The 14,368-nt window shown below is 74.4% G+C and carries 17 protein-coding genes; 5 read left to right on the plus strand and 12 right to left on the minus strand.

The window, feature by feature from the left end:
* From DMP17_RS17930 to DMP17_RS17955, 6 genes are read right to left on the minus strand one after another with little or no spacing between them, the layout of a single operon-like run.
* On the minus strand, positions 1-990 hold the full coding sequence (locus DMP17_RS17930) for an ABC transporter permease (RefSeq protein ID WP_226355916.1): 990 nt from the start codon (positions 988-990) through the stop codon (positions 1-3).
* Positions 987-1,949 (minus strand): ABC transporter permease, encoded by a 963-nt coding sequence (locus DMP17_RS17935; protein ID WP_337830138.1) that lies wholly within the window; start codon positions 1,947-1,949, stop codon positions 987-989. The genes DMP17_RS17930 and DMP17_RS17935 overlap by 4 nt, the downstream gene beginning before the upstream one ends.
* Positions 1,946-2,923 carry an ABC transporter ATP-binding protein gene (locus DMP17_RS17940; protein ID WP_337830139.1) on the minus strand — a complete coding sequence of 326 codons (978 nt, stop codon included), beginning with the start codon at positions 2,921-2,923 and terminating at the stop codon, positions 1,946-1,948. The genes DMP17_RS17935 and DMP17_RS17940 overlap by 4 nt, the downstream gene beginning before the upstream one ends.
* Entirely contained in the window at positions 2,920-3,933 is a 1,014-nt protein-coding gene (locus DMP17_RS17945) for an ABC transporter ATP-binding protein (RefSeq protein WP_337830140.1), read from the minus strand. Before DMP17_RS17945 ends, DMP17_RS17940 begins: the two co-directional genes overlap by 4 nt.
* Positions 3,930-4,973, minus strand: coding sequence for a hypothetical protein (locus DMP17_RS17950; protein WP_226355912.1), 1,044 nt, complete (start codon positions 4,971-4,973; stop codon positions 3,930-3,932). Before DMP17_RS17950 ends, DMP17_RS17945 begins: the two co-directional genes overlap by 4 nt.
* Positions 4,970-5,551, minus strand: a complete 582-nt coding sequence (locus tag DMP17_RS17955) for a UGSC family (seleno)protein (protein WP_226365872.1) — start codon at positions 5,549-5,551, stop codon at positions 4,970-4,972. The genes DMP17_RS17950 and DMP17_RS17955 overlap by 4 nt, the downstream gene beginning before the upstream one ends.
* A gap of 190 nt (positions 5,552-5,741) precedes the next feature.
* Between DMP17_RS17955 and DMP17_RS17960 the strand changes: the two genes are divergently transcribed.
* The 4 genes from DMP17_RS17960 to DMP17_RS17975 are packed head-to-tail and all read left to right on the plus strand — an operon-like array spanning position 5,742 to position 8,144.
* Positions 5,742-6,470 (plus strand): PIG-L deacetylase family protein, encoded by a 729-nt coding sequence (locus DMP17_RS17960; RefSeq protein ID WP_226355910.1) that lies wholly within the window; start codon positions 5,742-5,744, stop codon positions 6,468-6,470.
* Positions 6,467-7,168 carry a 4-carboxy-4-hydroxy-2-oxoadipate aldolase/oxaloacetate decarboxylase gene (locus tag DMP17_RS17965; RefSeq protein WP_337830141.1) on the plus strand — a complete coding sequence of 234 codons (702 nt, stop codon included), beginning with the start codon at positions 6,467-6,469 and terminating at the stop codon, positions 7,166-7,168. Before DMP17_RS17960 ends, DMP17_RS17965 begins: the two co-directional genes overlap by 4 nt.
* Positions 7,165-7,869 carry an alpha/beta fold hydrolase gene (locus tag DMP17_RS17970; RefSeq protein WP_226355908.1) on the plus strand — a complete coding sequence of 235 codons (705 nt, stop codon included), beginning with the start codon at positions 7,165-7,167 and terminating at the stop codon, positions 7,867-7,869. Before DMP17_RS17965 ends, DMP17_RS17970 begins: the two co-directional genes overlap by 4 nt.
* Positions 7,869-8,144 (plus strand): muconolactone Delta-isomerase family protein, encoded by a 276-nt coding sequence (locus tag DMP17_RS17975; RefSeq protein ID WP_062401312.1) that lies wholly within the window; start codon positions 7,869-7,871, stop codon positions 8,142-8,144. Before DMP17_RS17970 ends, DMP17_RS17975 begins: the two co-directional genes overlap by 1 nt.
* A 27-nt stretch (positions 8,145-8,171) precedes the next feature.
* Here DMP17_RS17975 and purU read toward each other — a convergent pair whose 3' ends face one another.
* The 4 genes from purU to DMP17_RS17995 are packed head-to-tail and all read right to left on the minus strand — an operon-like array spanning position 8,172 to position 11,160.
* On the minus strand, positions 8,172-9,044 hold the full coding sequence (gene purU / locus DMP17_RS17980; RefSeq protein ID WP_226355907.1) for a formyltetrahydrofolate deformylase: 873 nt from the start codon (positions 9,042-9,044) through the stop codon (positions 8,172-8,174).
* A 31-nt stretch (positions 9,045-9,075) separates the two neighbouring features.
* Positions 9,076-9,966 (minus strand): methylenetetrahydrofolate reductase, encoded by an 891-nt coding sequence (locus DMP17_RS17985; protein ID WP_308016733.1) that lies wholly within the window; start codon positions 9,964-9,966, stop codon positions 9,076-9,078.
* Positions 9,963-10,814 carry a class III extradiol dioxygenase subunit beta gene (locus DMP17_RS17990; protein WP_226355906.1) on the minus strand — a complete coding sequence of 284 codons (852 nt, stop codon included), beginning with the start codon at positions 10,812-10,814 and terminating at the stop codon, positions 9,963-9,965. Before DMP17_RS17990 ends, DMP17_RS17985 begins: the two co-directional genes overlap by 4 nt.
* On the minus strand, positions 10,807-11,160 hold the full coding sequence (locus tag DMP17_RS17995; RefSeq protein ID WP_226355905.1) for a protocatechuate 3,4-dioxygenase: 354 nt from the start codon (positions 11,158-11,160) through the stop codon (positions 10,807-10,809). Before DMP17_RS17995 ends, DMP17_RS17990 begins: the two co-directional genes overlap by 8 nt.
* Positions 11,161-11,417: 257 nt before the next feature.
* Between DMP17_RS17995 and ligM the strand changes: the two genes are divergently transcribed.
* A complete protein-coding gene (ligM, locus tag DMP17_RS18000; protein WP_255655850.1) occupies positions 11,418-12,812 on the plus strand; it encodes a vanillate/3-O-methylgallate O-demethylase in 1,395 nt (464 codons plus the stop codon).
* Positions 12,813-12,868: 56 nt separating this feature from the next.
* On the opposite strand, the gene DMP17_RS18005 is transcribed toward ligM, so the two are convergent.
* Positions 12,869-13,333 (minus strand): MaoC family dehydratase, encoded by a 465-nt coding sequence (locus DMP17_RS18005; RefSeq protein ID WP_226355903.1) that lies wholly within the window; start codon positions 13,331-13,333, stop codon positions 12,869-12,871.
* Positions 13,330-14,232 carry an SDR family NAD(P)-dependent oxidoreductase gene (locus DMP17_RS18010; protein WP_226355902.1) on the minus strand — a complete coding sequence of 301 codons (903 nt, stop codon included), beginning with the start codon at positions 14,230-14,232 and terminating at the stop codon, positions 13,330-13,332. Before DMP17_RS18010 ends, DMP17_RS18005 begins: the two co-directional genes overlap by 4 nt.
* Between the last annotated feature and the right edge of the window lie 136 nt (positions 14,233-14,368).

Consider the following 14,368-nt stretch of genomic DNA (forward strand, 5'->3'; position numbering starts at 1 on the left):
CTAGTCGGGTCGTCGGTCGGTGGGATCGGTGGCGTCGAGCTCCTCCGCCGCCCGGGCGAGGCCGGGGGCGAGGCGGGCCGGCGGGCGGGGCCGCCACCACCGCCGGGACTCGGCGAAGGTGGCGTGCTGCAGGCGCGGGTCCAGGTGGTCGCGCAGCGCGTCGCCGAGCAGGTTGAGGCTGAAGACGGCCAGCGAGAGCAGCACCGCGGGCACGACGATCAGCCACGGCGCGCGCTCCACGTACCGGACGCCCTCGGAGAGCATCAGCCCCCAGGACGGGGTCGGCGGCGGCGCGCCGATGCCGAGGAAGCTCAGCGCCGACTCGGCGATGACGACCCCGGCGAAGATCAGGCTGGCCAGGGTGAACACCGGGGCGACGATGTTCGGCAGGACGTGCCGGAGCAGGATCCGGCCGGTCCCGGCACCGGTGGCCCGGGCCGCCTCGACGTAGCGCTCCTCGCGCACCCGCAGCGTCTCGCCGCGGGCGATCCGGTTGAACGACGGTGTGATCACCACGGTCAGCGCGATGATCGTGTTGCGCACCGAGGGCCCGAGGATCACCGCGATGAACAGCAGCAGCACGATGCCGGGGATCGCCTGGACGGCGTCCATCACCCGTTGCAGGACGATGTCGACGCCCCGGCCCGCGTAGCCGGAGACCACCCCGATCGTGGTGCCCAGAACCAGGCTGACCGCGGTGGTCACCACCCCGATCAGCAACGAGGTCCGTGCGCCGTGCAGCGAACGGCTCAGCACGTCCCGGCCGAGGTCGTCGGTGCCGAGCAGGAACCGGGCGGACGGGCCGTCGAGGATGTCGCGGCGGAACTGTTCCAGCGGGTCGTACGGCGCCACCAGCGGGGCCAGCAGCCCGGCCAGCACGAACAGCGTCAGTACCGTCAGCGCGATCCCGCCGAGGGGCTGGGCGCGGACGAACCGGGCGACGGCGCCGGGGACGGCGCGCAGCCGCGCGGGGGTGGCCGGCGCGCTCACGAGAGTGCCCTTCCGGTCCGGATCCGCGGGTCGACCAGCGCGTAGAGCAGGTCGATCACGATGATCGTCACCACGAACAGCCCCGCGTAGAAGATCGTGCAGGCGACGACCACCGGGTAGTCGCGCTCCAGCACCGCGGAGTAGATGAGCTGCCCGGTCCCCGGGATCCCGAACATCTGCTCCAGGATCACGGTGCCACCGAGCACCGTCGCCAGCTCCAGGCCGAGCAGCGTGAGCACCGCGATGGTGGAGTTCCGGGCGGCGTGCTTGCCGACGACGGTGCGCTCCCGCGCGCCCTTCGCACGGACCGTGCGCACGTAGTCCGACCCCAGCGACTCCAGCAACGACGACCGCGCCATCCGCGCGGTCCCCGCCATCCCGGCGGTGCCCAGCGCGATCACCGGGATCGCCATCTGCTGGATCCAGTTCACCGGGTCCTCGGTCAGCGGCCGGTAGGCCAGCGGTGGCGACCAGTTGAGCCAGACCGCGCACGCGGTCAGCGCCAGCAGCGCGACGACGAAGTTGGGTACCGACAGGAACGCGACCGCGAAGCTCCGCACGGCGGCGTCCAGCGCGGAGCCGCGGGTGACCGCGGCCAGCACGCCGAGGGTGATCCCGGCGACGGTCGCGAACAGCATCGCCAGCAGGCCGAGTGAGACGGTGACCGGCACCCGTTCCAGGAACAGCCCGGTCACCGGTGCGCCGCCGCCGTAGAACGACCGGCCGAGATCGCCGCGTGCGACACCGGCGAGCCAGTTCCCCAGCTGCGTCCAGACCGGCACGTCGAGGCCGAACTCGGCGCGCAGCGCCGCGACCTGCTCCGGGCTCGCGCCGGACTCGGCGAGCTGCATCGTCACCGCGTCGCCGGGGACCAGCCGCACGAGCACGAACACCAGGGCGGTCACCAGCGCCATCACCACACTGCCGTAGGCGAGTCTGCGCAGGACGTAGCGGGTCACGGTCGCACCGCCCCGGAGGTCCGTGCCCCGGCCAGCAGGCAGGCGACGTCGCGGTCGGCGACGACCCTGCGCAGCGCGGGCCGTTCCTCGCGGCAGCCGGCCTCGGCCTGCGGGCAGCGGGTGTGGAACCGGCACCCCGGCGGCGGGTCGATCGGGCTGGGCACCTCGCCGACCGGCGTGACCTCCGCGGCCGGTCCGGCGGTGGCCAGGTCCGGCACGGCGGACACGAGCATCCGGGTGTAGGGGTGCTGCGGGTCCCGCAGCACCGCGTCGCCGTCCCCGCGTTCCACGATCTCGCCGAGGTACATCACGCAGACCTCGTCGGACATGTAGCGGACGACGTTCAGGTCGTGGGCGATGAACAGGTAGGACAGCCCGCGCTCGGCCTGCAGGCCGCGGAGCAGGTTGAGCACCTGGGCCTGCACCGAGACGTCCAGCGCGGAGACCGCCTCGTCGCACACGATGAGGTCCGGGTCGGTGGCGAGCGCGCGGGCGATCCCGATCCGCTGGGCCTGACCGCCGGAGAACTGGTGGGCGTACCGGTTCAGGTCGCGGGCACCCAGCCCGACCCGTTCGAGCAGCTCGACGACCCGGTCGGCGAGCGCGGCCCCACGGGCCATCCGGTGCACCACGAGCGGCTCCCCGACCGCCTGCAGGACGGTCATCCGGGGGTTCAGCGAGCCGTTCGGGTCCTGGAAGACGATCTGCATCCGGCGACGCAGCCGGCGCAGCGCCGCGCCCGAGGCGGCGCCGAGATCGTCGCCGTCGAACGACAGCGTCCCCGAGGTCGGTTCGAGCAGCCGCAGCGCGAGCCGGGCCACCGTGGACTTGCCCGAACCCGACTCGCCGACCAGGCCGACCGTGCGACCGCGCGGGATGCTCAGCGACACGCCGTTGACGGCCTGCACGACCCCGCGCCGGCTCCGGAAGTGCTTGACCAGGTCGTGGGCCTCGAACAGCGCCGGCCCGTTCACCGGGCACCCGCCGTGGTGCCCGCGGGACCGCACCCGATCCGGTCGGCGTCCCCGGCCAGCCAGCACCGGCTGATCCGGCCCTCCCCCGTCCGGACCACCGGTGGCACCTCGGTGCGGCACCGCTGCACCGCCTGCGGGCAGCGCGGATGGAACCGGCAGCCGTCCGGCACGTCGGCCGGGTTCGGCACGCTCCCCGGGATCACCGTCAGCAGCTCGTCCCGTCCGGTGTGGACGGTCGGGACGGAGCCGATCAGCGCCCGGGTGTAGGGATGGGTGGGCGTGCTCAGCACCTCGGCGACGGTGCCCCGCTCGACGACCTGGCCCGCGTACATCACCACCACCCGGTCGGCCATCCGGGCCACCACCGACATGTCGTGCGTGATGAGCAGCAGTGCCGCGCCGTGCTCGCGTTGCAGCCGTCGCATCAGGGCCAGGATCTGCGCCTCGACGGTCACGTCCAGCGCGGTCGTCGGCTCGTCGGCGATCAGCAGCTCCGGGTCGCAGGCCAGCGCCATCGCCACCCCGACCCGCTGTTGCTGACCGCCCGACAGCTCGTGCGGGTAGGACCGCATCCGGCGCTCCGGGTCCGGCAGCCCCACCTCGCGGAGCAGCTCGACGGCGCGCTCCCGGGCCTGCGCCCGGCCGACCGGCCGGTGCACCCGGATCGCCTCGACGACCTGGTCACCGACGCTGAACAGCGGGTCCAGCGCGCTCATCGGGTTCTGGAACACCATCGCGATCTCGGCGCCGCGCAGCCGGCGCAACCGCTCGGGGCCGGCTCCGGCGATCTCCTCGCCCCGGAACGACACCGACCCGCCCGCGATCCGGCCCCTGCCGAGCAGCCCGAGCACCGCCAGCGAGCTGACGCTCTTGCCCGATCCGGACTCCCCGACCAGCGCGACCGTCTCGCCCGGCCCGACGTCGAACGAGACGCCGTCGACCACCCCGAGCGCACCGGCCGCCGTCGGGAACTCGACACGCAGGTCCCGCACGTCCAGCACCGGGTTCACGCCGCGGCCCCGCCGACGTGCACCGGGTGCGTGGTGCGCGACCACCCGCCGAAACCGAACGGCCGCACCACCAGCGACATCCCGGCGTTGCGGGCGCCGGTGACCACGATCGGCAGGTGCTCCGGCTCCGGCACCATCGGGAACGGGGCGTCGTCCGGGGCGTCCCCGGCCGCGCGGCCCTTCCCGGCGGCCCGCAGGTCGGCGGCGGTCCGCACGGCGTGCTCGCTGATCCAGGCGGCGACGTCGGCCTTGCCGAACCCGCCGTCGGCCAGCAGCGTGGCGTGCTCGACGCCGAGCAGCAGGCCCGCCGACGACCGTCCGCCGACCACCGTGCCGGTCCGGGCCACCGTGTCCGCGATGTCGCGGAGCAGGTCCTCCGGGTCGGTGGAGTCCCGGTTGTCGACGAACTCGCAGGTCCGGATCAGCATCGCCGAGACCGACCCGGCGCCGGGCGCGGCGCCGAGCTCCACCGAGAGCGGCTCCCAGGGGCTCTCCTCCTCGTTCTCCCCCACGCACACCGCGAACCGGCCGGGCAGCCCCTGGGTGGCCTGGTCCAGCTCGTGCGGGCGGATGCCGAGCACGTTGCGCACGGTCAGCCCGATCGCGCGGGCGATCGTCGCGTTCGCCCGGAAGCCGGGCCCCACCGAGCCGCCCGCCGAGTTGATCCCCAGCTCGGCCCGGACGTCGCCGTTCACCACGATCAGCGGGGCCGGGCCGCTGGTGCTCTGCCAGCCGCCGCCGGTGACGACCCGCTGGGCCATCAGCGCGTCCCACGCGGCCAGCACGACGGGCAGGTACTCCGGTCGGCAGCCGGCCATCGCGGCGTTCACCGCGACCCGCTCGACGGTGCACTCCCGGCCCAGGCTCCCGGCGTGCGCGACCACCTCGCCCGGATCGCGCGGGGTCGCCGCGAGGAACTCGTCGCGGGTCGCCGCGGTCACCGGGACGACCGGCAGCCCGTCGGTCCAGCCCTGGTCGTAGGCGTGCTCGACCGCGGCCCGGGCGATGTCCACCGGATCGACGGAGGTCGCGGCGCTCACCGGGCACCCGCCCCGGGGTGGTCCGCGCCGTTCCCGGGCGGGCCGGCCGGTCCCACCGGCGCGCGCAGCAGCCGGACCAGCCCGGGCAGCACCTCGCCGGCCCGGGCCGCGATGCCGGCGACGTCCAGCGAGGCGACCGGGTGCGGCACGACCGCGTAGTCGTAGCCGGGGCTGCCGCGCAGCCCGGCCATCGCGTCCGCGGTCGTCCGGAAGGCCTCGCTGACCAGCACGGCGGCCGGGACCCCGGCCGCCTCGAGCGCGATGCCGTCGGTGACGGCGGACGCGCTGCACGACCCGCAGTCGCCGACCCCGACCAGCACCACGTCGCACCGCTCGACCAGGTCGGCGAGGACCTCCGGTGCGACCGGGTCGTTGATGTGCGGCTTGACGTGCCGGGCGGCGGGCACCGTGCCGTGCTGCCGTGCGCACCGCTCCGCGACGGCGTCGAGCAGCTCCGCCGCGTTGCGCTTGGTGTTGAGCAGCAAGCCGAGCCGCAGCCCCGCCAGGTCCGCCGGGCGCGGAGCGAGCGCCGCGCCCGCCGGGGCGACCGGATCGGCTGCCCCGGTCGGATCGATCATGGTCTCGAACATGGCGGGTCCCGTCGTCGGAACTGAGGGTCATCGGCACGCTAGGAAGCCCGTCACCGGACCCGCCAGACCACCTTCCACCAGGTAAAAGGGTGCTGCCCGCCGCGCGACGGATGACGTAGCGGCCACGGGTCGTTCGCGCATTACCCCCGTCCCGCGGCGCTGCCTACCGTCGGAGCCCATGACGTCGCACGACCGACCTTCCGTCCAGGTGATCAGCGCGCACTCCGGGGACTTCGTGTGGCGGGCGGGCGGGGCACTCGCGCTCTACGCCGAGCGCGGCCACGACGTGCGCATCGTCTGCCTGAGCTACGGCGAGCGCGGCGAGTCCCCCGGCCTGTGGCGACGGCCCGGGATGACCGTCGACGCCGCGAAGGCCGCCCGGCGCGACGAGGCGGAGGCCGCCGCCGCCGCGCTCGGCGCGAGCGTCACCTTCCTCGACCTCGGCGACTATCCCCTGCGGATCGACGACGACGCGCTGACGCGGATCGTCGCGGAGATGCGGGACGCGGCGCCGGAGGTGCTGCTCACCCACGTCGCCCACGACCCGTACAACCGCGACCACGACGCCGCCCACGAGGCGACCCTGCTGGCCCGCCAGGTCGCGCAGGCCGCCGGGCACGATCCCTCGACGCCGCCGATCGGTGCGCCGCAGGTGCTGCAGTTCGAACCGCACCAGCCCGAGCAGTGCGGCTTCGTGCCGAACCTGCTGCTCGACATCACCCCGGTGTTCGAACGCAAGCGCAAGGCCATGGAGTGCATGGGCGCGCAGTCGCACCTGGTGCAGTACTACACCGACCTCGGGCTGCGCCGCGGCGTGCAGGCCGTCCGCAACGGCGGTGACCGGTCGATCGTGCAGGCCGAGGCCTACCAGCGGGTCTTCCCGGTCGTCGGGGACGTGCTGCGGTGAGCGGGCACGTGATCGTCCGGACCCGGCGCGGCCCGGATCCCGGCGTGCTGGCCGAGCTGTCCCGGCACGGCGTCGCGACGGTGCACGAGGCGCACGGTCGCCGCGGCCTGCTCGCCCCGGAGATCCGGCCGGTCCAGCGCGGGGCGCGGATCGCGGGCCGCGCGGTCACCGTGCTGTCGCACCCCGGCGACAACCTCATGATCCACGCCTGCATCGAGCAGTGCGGGCCGGGCGACGTGCTCGTCGTCGCCACCACCTCGCGCTCCACCGACGGCATGTTCGGCGAGCTGTTCGCGACCCAGCTGCGGTACCGCGGGGTGCTCGGGCTGGTCAGCGACGCCGGCGTCCGCGACGTCGCCGAGCTGGCCGCGATGGGCTTCCCCGCCTGGTCGCGGGCCGTGCACGCGCAGGGCACCGCGAAGGCCGTACCCGGCTCGGTGAACGTGCCGGTCGTCGTCGCCGGGCAGCGGATCGACCCCGGCGACGCGGTGGTCGCCGACGACGACGGCGTGCTCTGCGTTCCCCGCGCCGAGGCGGCCGCCGTCGCCGCGGCCGCCACCACCCGCGCCGCGGACGAGGAGGACAAACGCCGCCGGTTCGCCGACGGCGTCCTCGGCCTGGACCACTACGACCTGCGCCCCACCCTGGAACGGCTGGGCGTGCGCTACGTCGACGACCCCGAGGGAGACCGGACATGAGCACCGTCGTCCTGCTGCACGGAGCCTGGCACGGCGGATGGGCGTGGCAACGGGTGGTCCCCGGGCTGCGCGCCGCCGGCCACGACGTGCACACCCCCACGCTCACCGGCCTCAGCGACCGGGCCCACCTGCTCACCCCGCAGGTGGGGCTGTCCACTCACGTCCAGGACGTCGTCGCGCTGCTGGAGGCCCACGACGCCCGCGACGTCGTGCTGGTCGGGCACAGCTACGCGGGCCAGGTCGTCACCGGGGTCGCCGACCGTGTCCCGGACCGGGTGGCCCGCCGGGTGTACCTCGACGCCTTCGTCGGCGACGACGGCGACGCCGCGATCGACCTGCTCCCCCCGACCGTCGCCGGGCACTACCGGGAGTCGGTGGCCGGGCCCGGGTTCGGCTGGCTGGTCCCGGTCCGCCCGCTGGAGCGGCTCGGCGTCACCGAGCAGGCCGACCTGGACTGGCTCACCCCGCGGCTCACCCCGCACCCGTGGCTCACCTACACCGAGCCGCTGCGGCTGACCGGGAAGGGCGACGACGTGCCCGCGACGTTCGTCGAGTGCACCGACTGGATGCGGGTCTTCCGGGAGCACGCCGGGCGGGCCGCCGGACGCGGCTGGCCGGTGCACGGCATCGCCACCGGCCACGAGGCGATGGTGACCGCGCCCGGCGAGCTCACCACGCTGCTGCTCGAGGAGACCCGCTGATGGAGTTCCTGGTCCGCACCGAGAACCGGCTCCCGGTCGACACCCCGGCCGCCACCCGCGACGAGCTGAGGGCCGGCGAGCGTGCCCGCGCCGTCGAGCTGCGCGAGGCCGGGATCCTCAAGCGGCTGTGGCGGGTCCCCGGGCGGAACGCGACCGTCGGGCTGTACGAGGCCGAGGACCCCGCGGCGCTGCACGACGCGCTGGCGTCGCTGCCGATGTTCCCGTGGATGGACGTGACCGTCGAGGCGCTGGCCACGCACCCGCAGGAGCGCTGACCCCGCAGGCCCGGAGGAGGACGGGGGTCAGGGGAAGACGACGGTGCGGTTGCCCGACACCGCGATCCGGTGCTCGCTGTGCCACCGCACCGCCCGGGCCAGGGCGAGCCGCTCGGCCTCCCGGCCACGGGCGGCGAGTTGCTCGGGGCTCAGCGAGTGGTCGACGCGCAGCAGCTCCTGCTCGATGATCGGGCCCTCGTCGAGGTCCGCGGTCACGTAGTGCGCGGTGGCCCCGATGAACTTCACCCCGCGCTCGTGCGCCTGGTGGTAGGGCCGCGCCCCCTTGAAGCTGGGCAGCATCGAGTGGTGGATGTTGATCGCCCGCCCCCGCAGGGCCGTGCACGCGTCGTCGGACAGGATCTGCATGTAGCGGGCCAGCACGACCAGCTCGACGCCCTGGTCGTGGACCAGGTCGAGCAGCTCCGCCTCGGCGGCCGGCTTGGTCTCCCGGGTGACCGGGATGTGCCGGAACGGCACCCCGAACCCCTCGGCCAGCGGCCCGAGGTCGGGATGGTTCGACACCACCGCGACGACGTCGAGCGCCAGCTCACCGGTCGAGTTCCGGAACAGCAGGTCGTTGAGGCAGTGCGCGAACCGGCTGACCATGATCACGGTGCGCGGGCGGTGCCCGGTGTCGGCGAGGCTCCAGGTCATCCCGAAGGGCGCGGCGAGCGTCGCGACACCGGCACCGAGCCGGTCCAGGTCGGGACGGTCGCCGTCCACCCGGGCGAACTCGACCCGCAGGTAGAAGGTGCCGGTGGTGGCGCTGCCGAACTGGTGGCTCTCCACGACGGTGCAGCCCTCGTCGGCGAGCAGGCCGGTCACGGCGTGCACGATGCCGGGGGCGTCCGGGCAGCTGAGCAGCAGGACCGCGCGTGGTCCCCGCGCCGAGCCGGTCACGACGCGACCCGCGGCCCGGTCGGCGGCGCCGTCATCGGCCGAGGCGCTCGAGCAGCCGACGTCGCCACGTCTCGGTGCTCTCGAGGTCGTTGAAGGTGAACACGTGGATCCCGGCCAGTCCGGTGTCCCCCGCGGCCAGCGCCGGGGCGATGCCGTCGAGCACCCGGTCCGGCCGGTAGCCGCCGGGGGTGAAGAACCGCCGGACCATCCCCTGCTGCTTGCGCAGGAAGCGGGCCGACTGACCGAGCCCCAGCCCGGCGGAGACCCGGATCAGCTTCTGCCTGCTGACCGCCCCCGGGACCCCGACCCGGACCGGCAGCCGCACCCCGGCGGCGGCGATCCGGCGGGCCCAGCGCACGGTGGCGGACGGGTCGAAGCACAGCTGGGTGACGATCTGCGTGGCGTACGGCGCCTTCGCGGTGAGCGCGCCCTCGATCAGCTCGTCGGCGATGCCGCCGTGCCCCTCCGGGTAGCCGCCGATCCCGATGTGGTCGAACCGGCCGCCCGCGACCTCGTGCAGGTCGGTGAGCAGGGCGAGGGAGTCCGGGTAGCGCCCCGCGGGCTCCGCGGCGTCGCCGCCGACGACGAACAGCGTGCGGACACCCGCGCCGGTGAGCCGGTCGGCCAGGTCGGTGAGGTGCGCCCGGTCCCGGACGAGCCGGGCCGCGAGGTGCGGCGCGACGCGGTAGCCGTGCCCGGTCAGCCGGACGGCGAGGTCGACGGTCGGTCCGAGGCCCTTCGCCTCGGTCGTCGTCACGCTCAGCCCGGTGCCGGTGGGCACGTGCGCGAGCACCTTGTCCGCGGCGCTCGGGAACGGCAGGACCTCGTAGGTGGCCTCGCGCAGCACCCGGGCGAGCACGGCCCGCCGGTCGGTGCGCCGGGGCCCGGTGCCCCGGTCGGGAGGATCGAGCAACGACGTCACGGGGTGCTCCGGTTGTCCAGCAGGGCGAGCCCGGCGGCGGTGTTCGACGCCGGGACGTGGTAGGCGGTGTGCACCGTGCGGACGCGCTCGTTCATCGCCCCGCGCATGACCAGCCACATGATCAGCTCGATGCCCTCGGACCCGGCGAGCCGGATGTACTCGTCGCGGTGCAGGGCGGTGAGCCGCTGCGGGTCGTCCGCGATCGCCTCCAGGAACATGTGGTCGAAGCCGGGGTTGACGAACCCGGCCCGCGTGCCGGCCAGCTGGTGCGACATCCCGCCGGTGCCGAGGATGCCGACGGTGCGTGCGCCGTCGTAGGAGGCCAGGGCGCGCCCGATCGCCTGCCCGAGCGCGTAGCAGCGGGCCGCGGTCGGCTGCGGGTAGCGGATGACGTTGACCATGATCGGGACGACCGGGCAGGGCCAGGCGTCGCCGGGGTCGGGCGTCCACACCGACAGCGGCACGGTGAAGCCGTGGTCGACGTCCAGCTCGGAGAACACGGTGAGGTCGAACCCGTCGTCGACCAGGTGCTCCAGCAGGTGGAACGACAGGTCCGGGTCCCCGGTGACGTCCGGCACCGCGCGCCGGCCGTACCCCTCGTCGGCGACCCGGTACCGCTCGGCCGTCCCGATCGCGAAGGTCGGCACGATGTCCAGGTCGACGCCGTTGGCGTGGTCGTTGTAGACCAGGATCGCGACGTCCGGGGTCCGCTGGGCCAGCCACGCCCGGGCCGGGGCGTAGCCGTCGAACAGCGGCGCCCACCGCGGGTCGGCCGTCAGGTCACGGTCCATCGCGGCGCCGATCGACGGCACGTGCGAGGTCCCCAGGCCCCAGATGACCTCAGACATCGGTCCGTCCCCCCGCCGCCATCGCGGCCGTGAACTCCGCCTCGGTCATGCCGGTGAACACACCGCCCAGGTACTGCATCGAACGTCCGTCCATCATGGCCAGCTTGTAGACGTAGAAGATGCTGCCGCCGAGGTCGAGCATCGCCTGCCAGTCGCGTTCCAGGACGGCCGTGGTCTGCTCCGCCGACAGCGCGAACCGCAAGCAGTACGCGGCCTCGTCGGCGCGGAAGTCCGTCCGCGCCTCCTCGGTGCACAGCGACTGCAGCATCCGGTTCAGCGGCCGCCCGAGGCGCCCGGCCGGACCGTCGAAGACGTAGGTCCCCCGTGGGGCACTCCTGCCGGTCATGCTGGTTCCCCCCGCGGTCGGCTCTCGGCACCGACGCTAGGAGCCGGGCGGGCCACGGCCATCGCCCGGATGTCCCGACCGGTCGCGGCCGCCGCGCCCCGTCCGGCCCGCGACGGATGACGTAGCGGCGGGTCGCTACGTCATCCGTCGCACCCGATACGGCCGCCGTGGCAGGGCCGCTGCCGTCGTTCCGCGCTGCCGTGACCGAGCCCGGCGTTCCTAGCGTGGGTCCGATCGTCGTCGAGGACTGGAGCACCATGAGCGCGAAGAACCTGCAGGACGTGCTGGACCGGGCCGGCGATACCGTCGACCTGCTGCGCAACGCCCAGCTCGGCGCCTACATCTACCCGGTCGTCCCCTCCGAGTTCAGCAACTTCCGGCGCGAGGTGCGCGCCTGGCAGCGCACCGCGGTGCTGTTCGACCAGACCCACCACATGGTCAACCTGTGGGTGTCCGGGTCGGGTGCGCTGCAGCTGTTCACCGACACCGGGATCAACAGCACCGCGAACTTCCCGGTGGACTCCGCGAAGCAGTTCGTGCCGGTCGCGCCGGGCGGCGGGGTGATCGGCGACGGCATCCTGTTCCGGCTCGCCGAGGACCGGTTCGTCTTCGTCGGCCGCGCACCGGTGGCGAACTGGCTGACCTTCCAGGGCCAGGGCTACGACGTCGACATCCGCCGCGACGAGCGCTCCCCGTCCCGCCCGTACGGCCGCGAGGTGACCCGCGACGTCTGGCGGTTCCAGATCCAGGGCCCGCGCGCCTGGGAGGTCATCGAGAAGGTCAACGGCGGCCCGCTGGAGAAGGTGAAGTTCTTCCGGATGGGGCACATGAACGTCGGCGGGGTGGCGGTCCGGACGCTGCGGCACGGCATGGCCGGCGCGCCCGGGCTGGAGATCTGGGGACCGTACGAGAGCTACGGCGCCGTGCGCGAGACGATCCTCGAGGCGGGCCGCGAGTTCGGGATCGAACCGGCCGGGGCGCGCGCCTACTCCTGCAACACCCTGGAGTCCGGCTGGATCCCGTCGCCGCTGCCCGCGATCTACACCGGCGACGAGCTGAAGGCCTACCGGGAGTGGCTGGGCGCCGACTCCTACGAGGCGAACAACGCGGTCGCCGGCAGCTTCGTGTCCGCCGACGTCGAGGACTACTACACGAACCCGTGGGAGCTGGGCTACGGCGGCTTCGTGAAGTTCGACCACGACTTCGTCGGCCGTTCCGCGCTGGAGCGGATCGACCCGGCGGCCGAGCGCCGCAAGGTCACCCTCGCCTGGAACGCCGAGGACGTCGCGACGCTGCTCGCCTCCCCCGTCTCGGACGGGCCGGAGTACCAGTTCTTCGACCTGCCCAACGCGAACTTCGGGTCGTCCAACTTCGACGCGGTGGTCGACGCCGACGACAACGTGGTCGGCCTGTCGATGTTCACCGGGTACAGCGCGAACGAGCGCAAGGCGCTGTCGCTGGCCACGGTGGACCCGGGCGTCCCGCTCGGCGCCGAGGTGCGGGTCGTCTGGGGCGAGCCGGACGGCGGGACCCGCAAGACCACCGTCGAGCCGCACCAGCAGTTCGCGGTGCGCGCGGTCGTCAGCCCCGCCCCGTACAGCGAGATGGCGCGCGAGGACTACCGGCCCGGCTGGCGGACCGCGACCTCCTGATCCGGTCCCGGTCCCGGTCACGGGGCGGGCGCGCCGGCGGCGCGCCCGCCCCGTTCTCACGCCAGGTGCCGGGTCAGGAAGGTGACCACGCAGGCGGGTTTGGCGGCGCCCTCGACGGTCATCGTCATCGTGATCGTGACCTGCAGGCCCCCGGTCACCTCGGTGACGTCGTCGAGGACCGCGGTCGCCCGCAGCGTCGACCCGGTCGGCACCGGCGACGGGAACCGCACCTTCTCGCAGCCGTAGTTCACGACCATCGAGAAGCCGTCCAGCCGCAGGATGTCCGGCAGCAGCCGCGGCACCAGCGACAACGTCAGGTAGCCGTGCGCGATCGTGCCGCCGAACGGTGTCCCGGCGGCCCGCTGCGGGTCGACGTGGATCCACTGGTGGTCGCCGGTGGCCTGCGCGAACAGGTCGACGTCGTGCTGGGTCACCGTGACCGGGCCGCTCTCGCCGAGCACCTCGCCGCGCGGCAGCGCCCGGACGCCGTCGACGCCGGTCGCGACCGTCGGGGCGCTCACCGGGTACCGCCGGTGGCCGCGGCGGGCAGCGCCTGGGTGAAGTCCTGCAGCGGCGCGTCCGCGAACTCAGCGGCCACCGCCTCGGGGCTCCAGCCGCCGTCGCGCCACCGCTCGGCGACCTCCTCCGGGTGGGTCCACAGCGCGATCCGGTCGCCGCCCGCGGCGATCGCCTGACCGGTCACGTGCGCGGACGCCGCCGACGCCAGCCACACGACGACCGGTGCCGCGTCGTCCGGTGTGCCCAGCCCGGTGCGCCGCACCTCCGGCGGCACCGGCTCGCCCCGGTCGACGGCCTCGACCAGCTCGCCGAGCCCGGGGATGGTCGCGACCATCCTGGTCAGCGCGGTCGGCAGGACCGCGTTGGCGGTGACGCCGATCTTCGCGTGCTCCACCGCCCAGGTCCGCATCATCGCGACGATCGCCCCCTTCGACGCCGAGTACGCGCTCTGGCCGAAGCTGGCCCGCTGCCCGGCGGGTGACCCGACCAGGATCAGCCGGCCGCCGTCGCCCTGCTCGCGGAACCGGGCGGCCGCCGCCCGGCCGCAGGTGAAGGTGCCGCGCAGATGGCTGCCGACGACGAGGTCGAAGTCCTCGTCGGTCGTCCTGCGCAGCGTCCGGTCCCGCAGCGCCCCGGCGTTGGTCACCATCGCGTCGAGCCGCCCGAACTCGCCCACGGCGCGTTCGACCAGCGCGTCGGCGACCTCCGCCGTCCCGACCGCGCCGGGCTCGGCGACGGCGCGCCCACCGGCGTCGGTGATCAGCGCGACCGTCTCCTGCGCGACGCCGGCGTCGAGGTCGTTCACCACCACCGCGGCGCCCGACGCCGCCATCGCCCGGGCGTACGCCCGGCCCAGCCCCCGGCCCGCTCCCGTCACCACGGCGACCCTGCCGTCGAGCATCCGTACCTCCTCGCCTGCCCCGCCGTGCGGGCGTCCGGCGCGGGAGCCGACGTGCGGGCACCCGGCACCGGCGCCCGGCGGGCGCTCCTCCGACCGCGGGCGTGGTCCGCCCCGGCGTCCGACGCTAGGGGCCGCG

This window comes from Pseudonocardia sp. TMWB2A (genome assembly GCF_017312135.1).